At 49.8% G+C, this 15,741-nt stretch carries 15 protein-coding genes; 4 read left to right on the top strand and 11 right to left on the bottom strand.

The features are described 5' to 3' along the window. The first annotated feature begins 169 nt into the window (after positions 1–169). Complete coding sequence (locus D328_RS31295; protein WP_018887376.1) at positions 170–316, top strand: hypothetical protein; 147 nt, start codon at positions 170–172, stop codon at positions 314–316. Between the two features lie 115 nt (positions 317–431). Here the strand turns inward: D328_RS31295 and D328_RS0122840 are convergent, their stop codons facing one another. The 3 genes from D328_RS0122840 to D328_RS0122850 form a co-directional block, all read right to left on the bottom strand. Beyond that, the gene (locus D328_RS0122840) at positions 432–1,235 is read right to left on the bottom strand and encodes a GNAT family N-acetyltransferase (protein ID WP_018887377.1); all 804 of its coding nucleotides are present in this window, start codon (positions 1,233–1,235) and stop codon (positions 432–434) included. A 373-nt stretch (positions 1,236–1,608) separates the two neighbouring features. Next, on the bottom strand, positions 1,609–2,352 hold the full coding sequence (locus tag D328_RS0122845) for an IclR family transcriptional regulator (RefSeq protein ID WP_018887378.1): 744 nt from the start codon (positions 2,350–2,352) through the stop codon (positions 1,609–1,611). A 366-nt stretch (positions 2,353–2,718) separates the two neighbouring features. Continuing rightward, the gene (locus tag D328_RS0122850; RefSeq protein WP_018887379.1) at positions 2,719–3,276 is read right to left on the bottom strand and encodes a PadR family transcriptional regulator; all 558 of its coding nucleotides are present in this window, start codon (positions 3,274–3,276) and stop codon (positions 2,719–2,721) included. Positions 3,277–3,500: 224 nt separating this feature from the next. On the opposite strand from D328_RS0122850, the gene D328_RS0122855 reads away from it, so the two are divergent. Beyond that, the gene (locus D328_RS0122855) at positions 3,501–3,974 is read left to right on the top strand and encodes a tautomerase family protein (protein ID WP_018887380.1); all 474 of its coding nucleotides are present in this window, start codon (positions 3,501–3,503) and stop codon (positions 3,972–3,974) included. 180 nt (positions 3,975–4,154) lie between these two features. Here D328_RS0122855 and D328_RS30860 read toward each other — a convergent pair whose 3' ends face one another. Then, on the bottom strand, positions 4,155–6,059 hold the full coding sequence (locus tag D328_RS30860; RefSeq protein ID WP_081625339.1) for a hypothetical protein: 1,905 nt from the start codon (positions 6,057–6,059) through the stop codon (positions 4,155–4,157). Positions 6,060–6,604: 545 nt separating this feature from the next. Between D328_RS30860 and D328_RS0122865 the strand changes: the two genes are divergently transcribed. Together D328_RS0122865 and D328_RS0122870 are read left to right on the top strand one after the other, a co-directional pair. Beyond that, complete coding sequence (locus D328_RS0122865) at positions 6,605–7,639, top strand: alpha/beta hydrolase (protein ID WP_018887382.1); 1,035 nt, start codon at positions 6,605–6,607, stop codon at positions 7,637–7,639. Between the two features lie 251 nt (positions 7,640–7,890). After that, complete coding sequence (locus tag D328_RS0122870) at positions 7,891–9,003, top strand: superoxide dismutase (protein ID WP_018887383.1); 1,113 nt, start codon at positions 7,891–7,893, stop codon at positions 9,001–9,003. A gap of 179 nt (positions 9,004–9,182) precedes the next feature. Here D328_RS0122870 and D328_RS0122875 read toward each other — a convergent pair whose 3' ends face one another. From D328_RS0122875 to D328_RS0122905, 7 genes are all read right to left on the bottom strand, one after another. Next, positions 9,183–10,022: a lipoate--protein ligase family protein gene (locus D328_RS0122875; protein WP_018887384.1), complete on the bottom strand. Its 840-nt coding sequence runs from the start codon at positions 10,020–10,022 to the stop codon at positions 9,183–9,185. Between the two features lie 194 nt (positions 10,023–10,216). After that, positions 10,217–10,810, bottom strand: coding sequence for a GTP cyclohydrolase I FolE (gene folE / locus D328_RS0122880; protein ID WP_018887385.1), 594 nt, complete (start codon positions 10,808–10,810; stop codon positions 10,217–10,219). A gap of 54 nt (positions 10,811–10,864) precedes the next feature. After that, positions 10,865–11,116, bottom strand: coding sequence for a YneF family protein (locus tag D328_RS0122885; protein ID WP_018887386.1), 252 nt, complete (start codon positions 11,114–11,116; stop codon positions 10,865–10,867). 105 nt (positions 11,117–11,221) lie between these two features. Then, positions 11,222–12,250 (bottom strand): HD-GYP domain-containing protein, encoded by a 1,029-nt coding sequence (locus D328_RS0122890; RefSeq protein ID WP_018887387.1) that lies wholly within the window; start codon positions 12,248–12,250, stop codon positions 11,222–11,224. Positions 12,251–12,297: 47 nt separating this feature from the next. Further along, complete coding sequence (gene queG, locus D328_RS0122895) at positions 12,298–14,091, bottom strand: tRNA epoxyqueuosine(34) reductase QueG (protein ID WP_051091196.1); 1,794 nt, start codon at positions 14,089–14,091, stop codon at positions 12,298–12,300. Between the two features lie 252 nt (positions 14,092–14,343). After that, positions 14,344–14,937: a signal peptidase I gene (lepB, locus tag D328_RS0122900; RefSeq protein ID WP_018887389.1), complete on the bottom strand. Its 594-nt coding sequence runs from the start codon at positions 14,935–14,937 to the stop codon at positions 14,344–14,346. Positions 14,938–15,063: 126 nt separating this feature from the next. Then, positions 15,064–15,489: a GNAT family N-acetyltransferase gene (locus D328_RS0122905; RefSeq protein ID WP_018887390.1), complete on the bottom strand. Its 426-nt coding sequence runs from the start codon at positions 15,487–15,489 to the stop codon at positions 15,064–15,066. Positions 15,490–15,741: the final 252 nt, after the last annotated feature.

Genomic DNA, 15,741 nt, shown 5'->3' on the forward strand with positions numbered 1-15,741 from the left:
AGTGAGAATGTATCAGTACAGTGAGTCATCTGGGACCTGTGCACGATACCCTGCTGAAGTAATCTATCTATATCAAAGTAACCTACTCAATCGAACCTACATAAAATGCAGATAACTGGCATAGTCATCTACTATCTTGATTACTATTACGAATCTGGGAGGAGAACGCATGCAGATCATGAACATTACCTTACATACGCTCATTCCTTATAACCATCAATATCCAAGAACGAATCCTGTACAGAACTCCAAGAAGGACGATAGTGACAAGAAGCTCAGCTTCCAGCAAATTCTGAATGAAAAAATGGCAAGATAACGGGTCGCTTCTGCCACTGACCACGCTTACGGAGTATAATGATATGTGCCATCACAACAGTGACTTAAATCCGTGTAGATACAGCAACAGAGCTAACCCTCTCATCTCAATCTGATCAGTGGAGGGGTCCATTCCTGAACTGATAATACGGAAGTTGTAGTGTTGGGACAAAGCCCAGCTGTTGGGCCAGATGATAGGATCCCTGATTGCCGAGTCTGCATGCCCATACCGGCTCCAGACCATGAGCAAGACAATAATCAATTAATGCCGTACATACAATACGAGCTAGCCCCTGCCCACGATATGCTTCCACGGTCTCAATGCCAATCTCCAGGCGCCCACGAATATTAAAAGCTGCAAAGGCTGTAGCCGCAGCTTGTCCATCCAATATCAGACTGAAGCCAATGCCCTTGGACACAAACTGCTCTGCATCTCTCCAAAAATAACGTGGAACGACTGCTCCTTGAGCCTGCTCGAACAGCTTCTTATCCGTCGGAACAGGTACGAGGCCAGATCTTGGCTCCGTTATACGCAGCTCACGGTATCGTGTTGCATCGAACCTAAAATTCACTCGCGTGTGCTCCTCAATATTCCCTTTCCCAGCCTTGATTAACGCTCGAATGTGATCATTCCAGCCATCCGGGTAGACCTGAAGCCACTCTCTCTGCTGGCGCTCTTCACTCTCAAGCCAATACTTCCGCAAAGCTTCATTAAATTCCGGCTGATGCATATCACCCCACAGCAATGACATTCCATAGCCATGGGCAATGTAAAATACTTGCGGGTCCTCAACCCGATCCACATACACCGTGCCATCCACATCCTGAAGTAACACGGACTCGGCAAACAAAGTGTTCATCTTAAGGGTGCCTAATGGCCCTAAAATGCGATCATATTGAGCTGGCTCTAGCCTTATCATGGGTACACTCCTTTGGTAATAGCAAGTTAGATCACGTCGTATTCGAAGGGACTTACATCCCACATCCTGAACCTTGGAGCTGACATTCATGTATTCTTCAGACTTCCCTCTCATACCTGCTACCTGCGTTTATTTCTTACTCGTCTTTTGATAGCGCAAGAGTCAATATGAATCGACTACGAGATGCCTAATCTTCTATAGCAAAAGCCGATTCCCGAGGGGAAGCGGCTGTCGAAAAAAGCTATAAACGTAGCTCCTCTAGTAATCTGTGATACGTAGTCAGGCATACGCGTTTACTTCTCACATATGCTACTAAAATGTCATTAAAGCGCTCTCTTATAACTCGGCTAGGCTCCAAAGCCTGACACCTCTTTTACGGGAGCAGCATACTCATTTCTTTGGCAGCATTCATAATGATCGGTGCAAATTCGTGGAGCGTCTCGGCTGACAGTCGACTCACTGGACCGGATACGGACAGAGCTGCAGCAAGCTGTCCTTTGCGATTCAGAATCGGTGCTGCCACAGCAGCCGCTCCTGGCTCACGTTCCTCAATACTGGTAGCAAAACCGATGCTTCGAACCTCAGCTAGCTGCTGCAGATAGCTCTCATCATCCAGCAACGCTCCCCACTCTGCCTCCTGTCGAAAGCTCTGACGCTCCTCCTCAGTTGCGAATGCTACCAGCACCTTACTGGAGGCTCCAACTGATAATGGCATGCGTGCGCCTACAGGAGCCACCCGCCGGATACCCTGCGTGCTCTGCACCGCCTGAATGCGAATCCGCTCATGTCCATCCCGTAGATATAGACTCACGGTCTCTCCCAGATGATCACGCAGCCGCTCCATTAAGGGTAGCAGCAGCACGGCAGGCTCATCACTCTGTGACATATGCGTGGAGAGCTCCCAGACTTTTATACCTAGTCGATATTTTTCCGTTGCCTCATCCCGAATCACAAAGCCCCGATCCTCCAATGTGGTCAGCAGTCGGTGTACCGTACTCTTATGAAGTCCAATTCTCGCGGCGATCTCCGTCAGTCCAAGATCAGTCGCTTGAGTAAAACACAACAATATATCCAATGCCCGTTCTACGGCACGTACAGTCAATTTACGGTCTTCCACAGTAAACCGCCTCTTTTCCATCTACAAATACTAGTTTCACTCTGTGAAACGTGGTTACATTAATTATATCTCATTTCAACCATTGCTGCTATCGTATATGAACACGGCACGTTATTTTTCAGACTTCTAAGTATATTTCTAGTCATTCTCGACTGCGTGTCACACGCCTGATATACATACAGATATTATGACTTTCAAAATGCTCTTGCTCTAATACAATTTTCACGTTCAGTAGAAACAACATTAGATAATATAGGGGTAATTAGAAAGGGGTAATTATCCGGTATGTACTGAGTGGACCGAAGCGGCATGGAGTGGCCAATAAATTAATGGGGAATGTAGCAAAAAGGCTACACCCCCCAAGAGTTAGGCTCTTAACATCCGCACACTTTCTTCACACCATTCGATTAGACTGATGAAATGTTTCTTTCCGTATTGGTTCGTAATCATCCAATATTTATAATTAACATCCTTATTTTCAAGATGTAATAGCCATTTTTCGAGTTCCTCAAAAACCCGCAAGCTTTCCTCAAGTTTACGCTGATAGGATTCAATATGCATAATACTCGTCTCCGGTGAGGAGTTACTACCAAAAAACACTCTTAGCAATAACTCATTTTTCTTCAGATCAACAACATAATCTGTAGGTTGAGACAGCCAAGCAGACAATGTTCTTCTCCCCTGGTCAGTTATGCTATACAGTTTTTTGTCAGGCTTTCCATCTTGGCGAATGATCTCAACCTCGATATCATTTGTGTCCAAAAGGTCAGCCAAACTGGGATAGATCTGGCCATAGTTTTCATTCCAAAAGTAGCTTGTACTTTCTTCCATGTGCTGCTTGATATCATAACCGGTATGTGGTCCTAAAGTAAGTATGCCTAACACCGCAAATTTAGTGTTTACTCTCGCCGGTCGGTTTGCCATTTTCCATGTTCCTCCTAGATTTAAAGAGCTACTACCGCTATTCGTGACATTGCAATATTTATATCGTATCATATTTCACTTATGTATTTTCTATATATTTAATAAATATATATTATTATAATAATTAGTGTTGACAACGTTTTTCAGACAGAGTTATATTTACCTTGCCGGCAGATTCATATTAATTTCTATATTTTCGGATATATTAAGGAGCGTATTCACACGTGACAATTATTAATGTTAATTCCCCTGTTGGACGAATTTCCGCGAGACAACGAAGCCTTCTAGCCGAAGCTTTAACAGATGCTGTGTTGATTCCTGAAGTTGGACAATTTTGTCCACCTGCAAGGGAAGGATTTCAGGTGCTTTTTACAGAGCGCCCGAGAGATTATATGGCTATTGGAGGAAAGCTGTTATCAGACCAGCCTGAGCGTGATGTGATCACAATCAATATCCTTGTGATGGATGGGGATTGGCCGAATGATGTACGTAAAGAAGTAATTAATAATACTTTCAGGAGTCTTACCAGCATTCTTGAGGTTCCAGAGCCTTCTCCAGCCTGGTGGGTAAGCTTTCAGGTCATTGATGAGGGAAGCTGGGGCTCTCGTGGCGGGGTGCTTTCTATTTTAGACTTGTTAGGATCAGGTGTCTTTACAGATGAAAAAGTACAAGCGATTCGAAAAAATATAACGAACTGAAACCTTCCGGAACAGCGACGTATGCCTTACAGGGCAGACTGCATTCCACAAACAAAACCCACCGAGGCTATTCAGCTTTAACGGTGGGTTTTGCGCTTTTATATCTTCTACTGATTTAACGACATAGTTGCGTTTACTTTACTGTAATAATGCATCATTGGCTGCGTTGATTAATTGGAATTATGTCAGTTTTAAAATGGTAAGCGTTGAGTTAGTAAAGTTATGCAATTGCGCTACAACCGCATTAGCATTTACCACTTGAATAGTTGCAGGAACTGCAGCAACGGTGATAATTACTTCAGCAGATGTTGGCCCTCCGCCATTTCCAGTAAAAGGAAATGCAGTTATAGGTGTCCCATTTACAGTAATGTTAAAATCTGCATTCCCTTGATTATGAATTACTAAGTTAAGCAAGTAGGTTCCAACCTCATTGATCGTGATTGTCGCTGATGGAGCTACAAATGTAAATGACCCACCTACGTTAGCAAATAATCCGTTGAAAATAACCGGGGAACTTGCAGGAACCGTATCCGTACCTGTGCCTGGATCAACCCGGAAAATGCTTAAATAATCAGGAATTCCTGTGACGCCTGTGGCTCCTGTTGCTCCCGTTGCTCCTGTTGCTCCCGTGGCTCCTGTTGCTCCTGTGGCTCCCGTGGCTCCTGTTGCTCCTGTGGCTCCCGTGGCTCCTGTTGCTCCTGTGGCTCCCGTGGCTCCGGTGGCTCCTGTTTCACCTGTTGGACCTGTCGGACCGGTTGGGCCAGTTACCCCGGTTTCACCTGTGGCTCCGGTGGCTCCGGTGGCTCCCGTTTCACCTGTTGGACCTGTCGGACCTGTCGGACCGGTTGGGCCAGTTGCCCCGGTTTCACCTGTGGCTCCTGTGGCTCCGGTGGCTCCCGTTTCACCTGTTGGACCTGTCGGACCTGTCGGACCGGTTGGGCCAGTTGCCCCGGTTTCACCTGTGGCTCCTGTGGCTCCGGTGGCTCCCGTTTCACCTGTTGGACCTGTCGGACCGGTTGGGCCTGTCGGACCTGTCGGGCCAGTTACCCCGGTTTCACCTGTGGCTCCCGTGGCTCCGGTGGCTCCTGTTTCACCTGTTGGACCTGTCGGACCGGTTGGGCCAGTTGCCCCAGTTACCCCAGTTTCACCTGTTGCTCCCGTGGCTCCGGTGGCTCCTGTTTCACCTGTTGGACCTGTCGGACCGGTTGGGCCGGTTGGGCCAGTTACCCCGGTTTCACCTGTTGCTCCTGTTGCTCCTGTGGCTCCTGTGGCTCCGGTGGCTCCCGTTTCACCTGTTGGACCTGTCGGACCTGTCGGGCCGGTTGGGCCAGTTACTCCGGTTTCACCTGTGGCTCCCGTGGCTCCCGTGGCTCCCGTGGCTCCGGTGGCTCCCGTTTCGCCCGTTGGACCTGTCGGACCGGTTGGGCCAGTTACCCCAGTTACCCCAGTTACCCCAGTTTCACCTGTTGCTCCTGTTGCTCCTGTTACTCCTGTTCCACCTGTGGCTCCGGTCTCACCTGTTGGACCTGTCGGACCTGTCGGGCCGGTGGCTCCCGTTTCGCCCGTTGGACCTGTCGGGCCGGTTGCTCCCGTTTCGCCTGTTACTCCTGTTCCACCTGTGGCTCCAGTCTCACCTGTTGGACCGGTCGGACCTGTCGGGCCAGTTACCCCCGTTTCACCTGTTGCTCCTGTTGCTCCAGTGGCACCCGTTGCTCCTGTTGCTCCTGTTGCCCCGGTTGCACCTGTAGCGCCAGTGGCTCCTGTTGCTCCAGTAAATCCTGTAGGTACTGGTCCTACACTGCTTAATACAGTCTGCAGCTTACTATCAAGCAATAATTCTTTCTTGATCGTTTCCTGCAATGTGGACTGGACACTCTGATTCACAATTAACAGTTCACTAATGGTTGCAGGTATTGTCAGACCCGGCAGTGTACCCACTGCATACTGAATCTTCTCTGCTTCCGCATTAATGATGTGTCCCAGGCCCAGCTCTTCCATTGCAATGGACGCTAAAAGTAAGTTAATTGCGTCATCTCTTGTTAAGGTTATAGTAGGACTAATATTAGGTATGTTCGGTTGAGACATGCTACCCCTCCTACACTCAAATTCAAACTTATTCTTATCCTTATTCTATGATGACGAACTACCCTCAGAAGTCCCTTCTGTCCTTATTCCGGTTCGGCATCTGGCATAGTACAGAAGACAAAATATTGTATGTTGCTGAAAATGATTGGTGATATGAATAAAGCCTGTATTTCTCTTTCTCTGTCCATCTGCTGATTTCTGTTCCCTTCAGCAAGTTATAGGCCAATGCCCAACAGCACACTGACATTCTCAAACCAAGATAGCTGGTATGCAGAGAGCCAGCTCTCCTTATTGCATAGCCTCCTCATACACCAGTGCACATATCTTTTGGTATAAGGCCGGTTCAAGCGTTTATATAAATAAAGAGTACAGAGGTAGGCGGTAACCCTTATGACAGAATCAGCCATTTTCGATGCCAATCCTTCACAATTCGCCATGTAAGATTGACTTTCTACCTTCCTGCATTTTACGATGAATAAATACGATCCATGTAGGTGCTGTGACGACAGCACTACAATAGCTTATAGAAGTAAGGAGGCTCCCAGATGATCTTTACACCCCAGCATAGCAAGCATCTGCATGCTACCGCCCAAGAGCCGCCCGTCGAGTTGTCTCCCCGGTTAATCCGATTCAAGCATATAGTCATTGCCTTATTGCTGTCGGTCATCTTCTTTCTGCTCTTCTGCTTCATCGCCCTGCATGCTTATATCGCCTGGGTGCTATCCAATCCAACGGTAGCCCCTCTGTTCTCGAATCCGATGCAAGCCAAAGGAATGGCCTATGAAGAGATTAGCTTTCCCGCCAAGGATGGCAGTCGCATGATGCAGGGCTGGTACATTCCAGCAGAGAATTCCGACAAGACGATCGTCTTCAGTCATGGCTATGGCGCCAATCGTGAAGAGAGCTGGATTCCTATGTATGATCTTGCCCATTACGCGCACCGTCAGAACTTCAATGTCATTATGTTCGACTATGGCTTCGCTTCACAGACCAGCAAGCAGGTCGCAACAGGCGGCAAGGTGGAAGCCCAACAGCTGCTTGGAGCCATTCAGCTGGCCAAGCAGCGTGGAGCACAGAAGGTGGTCGTATGGGGCTTCTCGATGGGCGCAGGCACAGCACTTCAGGCTGGACTGCAGACCAAGGACGTGGATGCCATGATTCTCGACAGTACCTTCCTGCTAGAGCCGGACACACTGTACCATAACATCAAGAATCAGATTGATCTGCCTCGTCATCCGTCACTTGAGATCCTGGAGCTGCTATTCCCGCTTGTCAACGGCACTGGCGTACAGCAGATTCCTTATATGCAAGTCAAGAGTGAGGATTATCCCTTCCCGATCCTGTTCGTGCATGGTACAGAGGATGAGAAGGCACCGTATCCTATTGCCGAGACGCTCGCTGCGAATCAGACGAATCCGGCCTCTGATGTATGGATCATACAAGATGGACTGCATGAGCTGCTGTTCCGTCAGCACCCGCGTGAATACTTGCGGCGTGTGTCCACCTTTTTGAGCCAGGCACAGATCGGAGATGAACCGGTTGATTCCACCACGAGTACAGCAGAGACGAGGGGCATGTGAACAGAGCGACAGTTACGGATTGAGATACACTCGTAGCTGTCGTTTTTTTTGTCTAATGAACTTGCTCAGTGTAAGCAAGGGGGATCAGCAACAGACACACCTCATGCAGCACAGTACATTCAGCCCTCGCATCCATGTTCGTTTGAATTACCCGACTGATAATCCGATTGGATACATATGTCATAGGACAACAGCTACAAGGAATACACTATGAACAGCGTCAATTCGTCCAATCGGGAGGTAATATTCTCATGCTGCATATTTACGGTAATCTGCTGCCACTGCGCATGCTGGAGGAGATCTGGCATTGGAAGCACCTGGAGAGCAGACATGTACAGACGGTGATCTCGGCTGTGCCTGATCTGGAGCCTGCATATGTTCATCATTTGCAGGATTGGGATCATGTGTTTGAGCGGACGCGCTATAAGGCGGGGGAGTTATTCAACCAACTGTGGGAGGAGCAGCTTGAGGCAGAGGAGCAACATGCGCTGGAATTGGGTGAAGAGCTGGAGCAGCTACTGGCTGCCGCACGAAGGCAATCGGAGGAGTTCGTTCATCATCTGTCCCTGCTAGAGACGAGAAGCCGTTCGCTGCGGTACTATCCGTCGGCAGCAGACGTACTTCGTCATGCCACAGAGGACAGTCGGTATTTCCTCAGCTCTACACACCCCTTCCAGCACGAGGGGGCTATCCTGCGTATCTTTGAATATCGCGCCAACAATCCGCAAGGCGAGCGTTCAGTCCCTATCGGAGGACACACGTTACCTCCCCTTCCCTACCCTTACAATGCCCTTGAGCCCTATATCGACGAGAAAACAATGCGGATTCATCACGACAAGCACCACCAGAGCTATGTAGATGGCTTGAACACCGCAGAGAAGAAGCTGGAGGAAGCCCGCAAGACGGGGAACTTCGATCTGGTCAAGCACTGGGAGCGAGAGCTAGCCTTTAACGGGGCTGGGCACTACTTGCATACGATCTTCTGGACGATCATGAATCCCAAGGGAGGAGGCAAGCCGGAGGGAACCTTGGCAGAGCAGATCAAGCAGGACTTCGGTAGCTACGAGGCCTTCAAACACCAATTCAGCCAGGCCGCCGAGAAGGTGGAAGGCGGGGGATGGGCCATTCTTGTCTGGAGCCCAAGGGCTGGTCGTCTGGAGATTCTCCAGGCGGAGAAGCACCAGAACCTGTCCCAATGGGATGTCATCCCACTGCTGCCGCTGGATGTATGGGAACATGCCTACTATCTGAAGCACCAAAATGAACGCAAGAAGTACATTGAGGACTGGTGGAATGTAGTCTACTGGCCTGCTGTGCAGGAGCGCTACAATAAGGCCTCCAAGCTACGCTGGACACCTTATTGACGGCGAGCTTTTTTGGTCAGAGCACACCATTCCCAATGCTTCAACGTTGGTGCAATTACCGAGATTGCCCAAACGAATTTGTCTATGAATGCAGTTGTTTGTGAATGCAGTTGTTCGTAATGCAGTTTGTTCGTGATGCAGTTGCCTATAAATTCAGACGCCTATGAATATAGTGATGCTCATTTGATATCCGTATCATAACGGGCTCTTAGAGCCGTCACCTGTCCATCAAGATCAGATAACCCAGCTTCGGCATCCTTCAGCATCTGGAGGGTGCTTGTTTTTTGTACACTAGTCAGAAGTGATTGTATGTAGGCTTCAACCGATGGAACCCCGGCCAGCTCGGCCAGACTGCCCATCGTCTCTGGTATCACCTGTGGGTAGTCATGCGCCGACCCGTCAGCTGCAGCATCATAGAAGCTTCTAACCGTACGCCCCCGATCCACGCCTGTCCCGGTGACAATAACGAAGGCGGTAATCATGTAGGCCTTGGCCTGCCTCCGCTGCGCGATTCCGCAGAATTTACGCCCGTTAATGCTTAGATCATAGTCCCCTGGGCAAAAGGAGCCTGACACCTCTCCTGCTCTCACGAGCGGATGCCAGGGACGGATCGCATCACCAAGCAGCTGTGCCATCAGCTGAAAATCAGCATGAATCCCGATGCCATGCTGCGGGTTCGGCATGATCAAGGACACATTCAGGACACCGCTATCCAGAAGTACTGCTGCCCCGCCAGATGGCCGGACACAGGCATCCAGACCAGATTGACGTAGCTTCTCTAATGCCACTGTAGCTGCGGGGAGCCGTCGATCACGATGGCCGATGACCACAGCTCCAGGATGCTGCCATAGATGCAGTACGGGACCCAGCTCTCCCCGCCCCACCTTTCTGCCCGTCAGCTCTTCCCAGGCTAACGGATATAGCACACCTCTTGCGCTCAGCTCTGGCGGTGCCACCTGCAACAGAATTTCTGCGGGGAGCGACGATACTCTCTGGTTACCACTGTCTTGTCTAGTCACGCCTCATTGACCTCCTCATCCACAAAGTAGCCATTAAGCAGACAGGAGGCACTCCATCAGATTCAAAATCTGCCTGGGATGCCTCCTGTCTGTTAGATAAATATACTGAATTGCTCCGAACAGCTTAATCGTGATTCAGCTTGTATTAGCCTGTATCTGTACCACGGATGTCCTGTGAGCCTCTGCTTCTGAACTTATTCCTTGATCAGTGACAAGAACTCTGCCCGCTGCGCTGCATCCTGACGGAAAGAGCCACGTACAGCCGATGTAACGGTCTTGCTTCCCGGCTTCTTGACTCCGCGTGCGCACATACACAGATGCTCGCCTTCTACGACCACCATCACGCCATGCGGATGTACAACCTCCGTAAGAATGTCTGCGATCTGGGATGTAATGCGCTCTTGCACCTGCAGACGGCGTGTAACCGCCTCTACTAGTCTTGCCAGTTTGCTGAGCCCTACAATCTTGCCGCTAGGCACGTATCCAATATGGACCTTCCCGAAGAATGGGGCCATATGATGCTCACATTGACTGTAATACACAATATCCTTCACGATGACAAGCTCCTCATGGTTCTCGTCAAAGGTAATACCCAGCGCTTCACGGGGGTCTACTGCATAGCCCGCGAAAATCTCCTCATACATCCGGGTTACACGTGCCGGTGTCTCCAGCAGCCCTTCCCGCTGAGGGTCTTCGCCGATCAGCTTCAGGATTTGCTCCACATGATATTCGATTTTTTCACGGTTCTCTGTTACCTTGTCGTTCACGTAGTCCTTAACTCCGGCCATTGTTCAACCTCCTTACGCCAGATCAGCTGTTGTTGCTGTCTGTACTCATGCTAGTTATTTCCGGCGACCTTGATTTCTACGCGGTCCGGATTGATTTTTGGCAAACTGTTGGCCCTTCATCATCTGCTGTGCCTGTTGCATCTGTTTGCTGTTCAGATTGTAGCCCATCTGCTTGGCCATTTTTTGCAGTGCCGCAGGGTCACTTTGCATTTTCTCCAGTTGCTTGCGGAGATAATAGGCTCCGATGAAGAATCCCCCGACCAGACCTACGATGAGCGTAATAATTGGAATAATGTAACTCCACATTATGAGCTTGTCACCTCTATATGTTCATATGTTGCGTGTGCTTTGGGCTCTACGCACTACGATATCATAGCATTTTCCATCATTCCCGGCAAACAAATTGACGGATCATATCATGACCGAATCAATGAATACAGTCGTATGTGTAGCGAGGTCAACTTCCTTAACCTCCAGATCGCCACTATGATCCTTTACAATCCGGATGACCGGACGACTCGGCAAGCCGCGATGCTGGCGCACAACGACACCTGCTTCCTTCGTGGACAGACGTACTCCACTGCCATTTGGATATACAGAGATGATGCGAGTGAACTCGATCAGCACCTCATGATCCAGCTCCCTGTTCGACATGGCCATGAGTTCCTCGCAAGCCTCGTGTGGCAGCATACCACGTCCATTCAAGGGATTCACAAGATTATCATAGGTATTGGCTACAGCTACAATCTTGGCATAGATATGGATATCATCTGCTGTGAGTCCCCTAGGCAGACCTTCACCATCGACTCGCTCGTGATGCTGAAGCGCCACATGAGCAATCCGCAGATTGAATTCACGCTTGTTCTTGAGTAGCTCAAAGCCCTGCCAAGTATGATGGCCGCGAGTAATATCCAGCAGCTTCGTTTCGGAATTCAGATCAATCTTCCCCAGATCATGCAGCAACGCACCAATGGCAAGCTCCTTCAGCTGACTGCTGTTCAAGCCCATATTAATGCCGATCATCGTGGACATGAGGCAGACATTAACACTATGAACATATTGAGCGTTATCTGCTGTACGAATATCCGTCAGCTGAATAAGCGTCTCTTTATTGCTCATGGCCTCGTCCAGAATCTGGTCCACACTGGCCGCGACCTTGCGCGGACTCCAATCCTTGCCCGAACGCAGGGCACTGAAGGTCTCATTCATTTCGGATATGACTGCAGCCTTGGTATGCTCACTCAGCACGTCCTCAATTTCGACGTCTTCGAGGGTTGGATCTTTAATATACAGCATGGTGACACCAATACGATTCAATGTATTAATCATGTATACCGTTAACTGAACATCGGCGGACAGTAATACTGCCCCATTGCCCGAATACACTGTTTTCCCCAAATATTGCCCTGGCTCCACCTTATCTATGCTTACATATTTCATCGTGTCTTCCCCCGTGAATGAGCATCCGCTCTGCTAATGTCTATATATCAACGGATCGTGCGCGATTGTTCCAGATCCAGCAGATGCGTCTTGACTTGCAAGCCGCCTGCGTAGCCTACGAGCCGCCCGTCTGCTCCGCCTACTCGATGACAAGGAATAATGATGGGCAGCGGGTTCTTGTTGTTCGCTCCGCCTACTGCGCGCACTGCTTTTGGTCTGTCGATCCGCTGGGCAATCGTTGTGTAGGACACCACATCCCCATAAGGTATATCGGCAAGTGCGCCCCATACTTGTAGCTGGAACGGCGTTCCCTTGATATCCAGAGGAAGCTCGAACGCCTCCCTGCTACCCGCGAAGTAAGCCTTCAACTGATCAGCCGCCTCAACAAGGCGCTCTGGTTCTTGTATAAAGGTATAATCACCGATCCATGTACGAGCCCATTGCTGAAGCACCGCCTCCTGCACCTGATACGCTCCGAATTCGACTCGGCATAGCCCCTGTTCCGTAGCGCATAGCGTCAAGATCCCTATGGGAGTGTGCAGCTCATCATAGTATACCGGACTGCTGTCAGGCTGCTGCCGATGCACATTCACGGTACCCCGCGTAGCTTGGCTGGGAGTCTCTGTGGTTGCCTGTGAATACCCGGCTGCGGTGTGCTCATGCTCCGCTACATGTTGAGACTTGGCCCCACCTTCGTCTTTGCTTACTGCTCCGCCTTTTTCCCCTTTTAGACGGGAAATGGCCTTATCAAGCATGTCTAATACTTGCTCATGTTGTTCCTTCTCGGTTGCTAATTGGACTGCTCTCATGGCACTCTCCCCTCCAATCTGACTCAATGACCAGGCAGCCGTACCTCTAAGCTCAGGCCGTGGATCATGCAGTAGCACCTCGGTTAGCTTCGGAACAGCACTCTTGTCTTTGAAATTCCCGAGGGCAATGACTGCATTGCGCTGGATAGGCTTCTTGCCTCGCCAGGCAGCGGCACTCTGTCCGAAGCGCTCCTTGAACTCCCGATTGCTCAGATCCAGCAATGGTAGCAGCAGCGGCTTCACAATCTCGGGGTCCGGTGTCAGTTCTGGATGTCTATCCCAATGCTTGCCCTTGTTCTTGGGACATACGATCTGACAGGTGTCACAGCCGTAGAGTCGGTTGCCAATCTTCTTCATGAACTCCTCTTCCAGAAAACCCTTTGTCTGCGTCAGGAAAGAAATGCAGCGCTGTGCATTCAGCTCCCCTGGTCCGACCAATGCCCCCGTTGGACAGGCATCAATGCACTTCGTGCATTCTCCACATCCTTCAGTCACGGGCTGATCCGGCTGGAAGGGAATGTTCGTCACCAGTTCCCCCAGGTATATCCATGACCCCAGTTCAGGAGAGATGATCGCACAGTTCTTTCCGCTGAACCCGATGCCAGCTCGCTCCGCTACCGCACGATCTACCAGCTCTCCCGTGTCAACCATGCTCTTGATGACAGCACCTGGTACGCGATCTCGTAAATACGCCTCCAGCTTGGACATCGCCTCTCGCAGGACCTCATGGTAGTCACGCCCCCAGGCTGATCGTGATAATATACCGCGATATTTCCCTGGCTCAGAGCGTGGCGGGTCCTTCATTTTGGATGGATACGCGACAGCAATAGAGATCAACGAAGCCGGAACCGCATCATCCAGCGCCGGGTAGACACGTTTCTCGATATCTGGCTCCTCAAAGCCAGACTCATAGCCTTTGGCCCGGTGCTCCTCCAGTAGCTTCTTCAGGGAGAGAAAAGGATCAGCCGCAGCAAAGCCAATCGCATCTATTCCCAAATCAGGTGCTGCTGCTATCACTTCCTGCTTCAGCATCTCCCAGTTCACTCTGACTGCGGTGGCAGCATGGTTCGTATCCAACTTCTTTCCCTCCTTATCGACGCATGTGAACGCATCCATATTTTCACAGATTACACAGAGTCGATACTCACTCTCTCGTGCTCATCCTTCTCTCGTACTCTGTATTCCCCTATGATTCTGTATTTCTAAAATTCCATTTTTTACTGACATTCCATACTTCTCTGGCATTCCATATCCTCAAGCCACAGTGTTGTTAGACTCGCCCCACTATCTCAACAGCTTGCGTTCATCCCAAGGCCAGAACACGAACTCAGCTCGTCCACTGATAAGATGCCTGTCCACACTGCCGAAATAGCGACTATCCTTGCTGCTTCCGTAGTGACGATTATCTCCCATGACAAAAAAACGTGATTCTTCCAGCTTCAAAGGCCCGTAATTGTCCCCTTCGATCATGGACACCGTATAGGCTTCCAGTTGAAGCTTGCCATTAATATATAATTGTCCACTTCTGATCTCGACCGTATCTCCAGGCACGCCTACGACACGCTTGATTAGCAGCTTTCTCCCGTCGCCATCCGGCTGGGGATCACGGAGCACCACAACCTCACCCCGCTGGGGCTGCCAGAAATGAAAGACCCATTTATTCACAAGCACATGCTGGCCCTCTGTTAATGTCGGGTGCATCGAGTAGCCTCGAACCGTAGATAGGTTAACTATGAACAGGTTCATCAGCAGCACGATCAGCATACCGATGACCGCCATCCTCAGCCATTCCTTAAGCTCTGTCAGCCACGGAGCATCTGCGGTCTTCTGGCCCGTGTCTTCCCCGCTCGGAAGCCTGTCCCTTACCGGCGTATCCATATCCTCGCCCCTTCCTAGTGCGCACAGAAGCCGTACAAATAGAAAAGCATATCTCCTGGCCGATTGCAACGGTTAGGGAGATATGCCTTTATGGTAATTTTCACAAACAGCTTGCCAGCCTGCTGTTCAGTTAGGCGCCAAAATACTTAGCTTCTGGAATGCTTGGAGAATCTGATTCGCTCCATATCCCATAGCTTCATACAGTGGCATAGCCGCTTTGTTGTGCTCGTCGCCAGCTACCCAGATCCGGCTAACCTTGCGAGTCTGGAAGCGTTGCTCCATAGCCTCTACCAGAGCTTTGCCGATGCCTTGTCTCCGGTGGTCCGGATGAATGGCAATGCGGTAATAGCAGCCATGGTTCTGGTCAATCGTGCCAATCAGGGCACCTACCAACTTCCCCTCGTCCTCTGCAACCACAATAAGATCCGAATCCCAAGACAATTGACGGGCAAATGCCCCAATAGTATTAGTGTAACACTCTTCAGATAATGCATCTTGCATAAGTTCAGTAACTTGGCTAACATCACTCAACTGAAAGGAACGAATCTGCATAATGTAATATCTCCCTTTTTCGTAGCATAATAAAATGTACACTCATCCGGAACCAGCACACAAGACAAAGCCGGTTGAGCTGTCTATACTATATATGTACTGGATTAATGTAATTTTGCAGTGACAAATGTTGTGCGAATCGACTGACAACTCGCAGAATGTGTCGAAAATGGGACACCCGACCGTGACATGTGGAAAAAGCGGCCTGCCATAAAGAATCTACATTAGATTTCTACTTCAGTGCTCTTTATA

It is taken from the genome of Paenibacillus massiliensis 2301065 = DSM 16942 (assembly GCF_000377505.1).
GTDB lineage: Bacteria > Bacillota > Bacilli > Paenibacillales > Paenibacillaceae > Paenibacillus > Paenibacillus massiliensis.

What these genes read in the sequence shown, in the direction of transcription:
- D328_RS31295 (WP_018887376.1), top strand. Translation starts at nt 170, where the DNA reads ATGCAGATCATGAACATTACCTTACATACGCTCATTCCTTATAACCAT.
- D328_RS0122840 (WP_018887377.1), bottom strand. Translation starts at nt 1,235, where the DNA reads ATGATAAGGCTAGAGCCAGCTCAATATGATCGCATTTTAGGGCCATTA.
- D328_RS0122850 (WP_018887379.1), bottom strand. Translation starts at nt 3,276, where the DNA reads ATGGCAAACCGACCGGCGAGAGTAAACACTAAATTTGCGGTGTTAGGC.
- D328_RS30860 (WP_081625339.1), bottom strand. Translation starts at nt 6,059, where the DNA reads ATGTCTCAACCGAACATACCTAATATTAGTCCTACTATAACCTTAACA.
- D328_RS0122865 (WP_018887382.1), top strand. Translation starts at nt 6,605, where the DNA reads ATGATCTTTACACCCCAGCATAGCAAGCATCTGCATGCTACCGCCCAA.
- D328_RS0122870 (WP_018887383.1), top strand. Translation starts at nt 7,891, where the DNA reads ATGCTGCATATTTACGGTAATCTGCTGCCACTGCGCATGCTGGAGGAG.
- folE (WP_018887385.1), bottom strand. Translation starts at nt 10,810, where the DNA reads ATGGCCGGAGTTAAGGACTACGTGAACGACAAGGTAACAGAGAACCGT.
- D328_RS0122885 (WP_018887386.1), bottom strand. Translation starts at nt 11,116, where the DNA reads ATGTGGAGTTACATTATTCCAATTATTACGCTCATCGTAGGTCTGGTC.
- D328_RS0122890 (WP_018887387.1), bottom strand. Translation starts at nt 12,250, where the DNA reads ATGAAATATGTAAGCATAGATAAGGTGGAGCCAGGGCAATATTTGGGG.
- queG (WP_051091196.1), bottom strand. Translation starts at nt 14,091, where the DNA reads ATGCTGAAGCAGGAAGTGATAGCAGCAGCACCTGATTTGGGAATAGAT.
- lepB (WP_018887389.1), bottom strand. Translation starts at nt 14,937, where the DNA reads ATGGATACGCCGGTAAGGGACAGGCTTCCGAGCGGGGAAGACACGGGC.
- D328_RS0122905 (WP_018887390.1), bottom strand. Translation starts at nt 15,489, where the DNA reads ATGCAGATTCGTTCCTTTCAGTTGAGTGATGTTAGCCAAGTTACTGAA.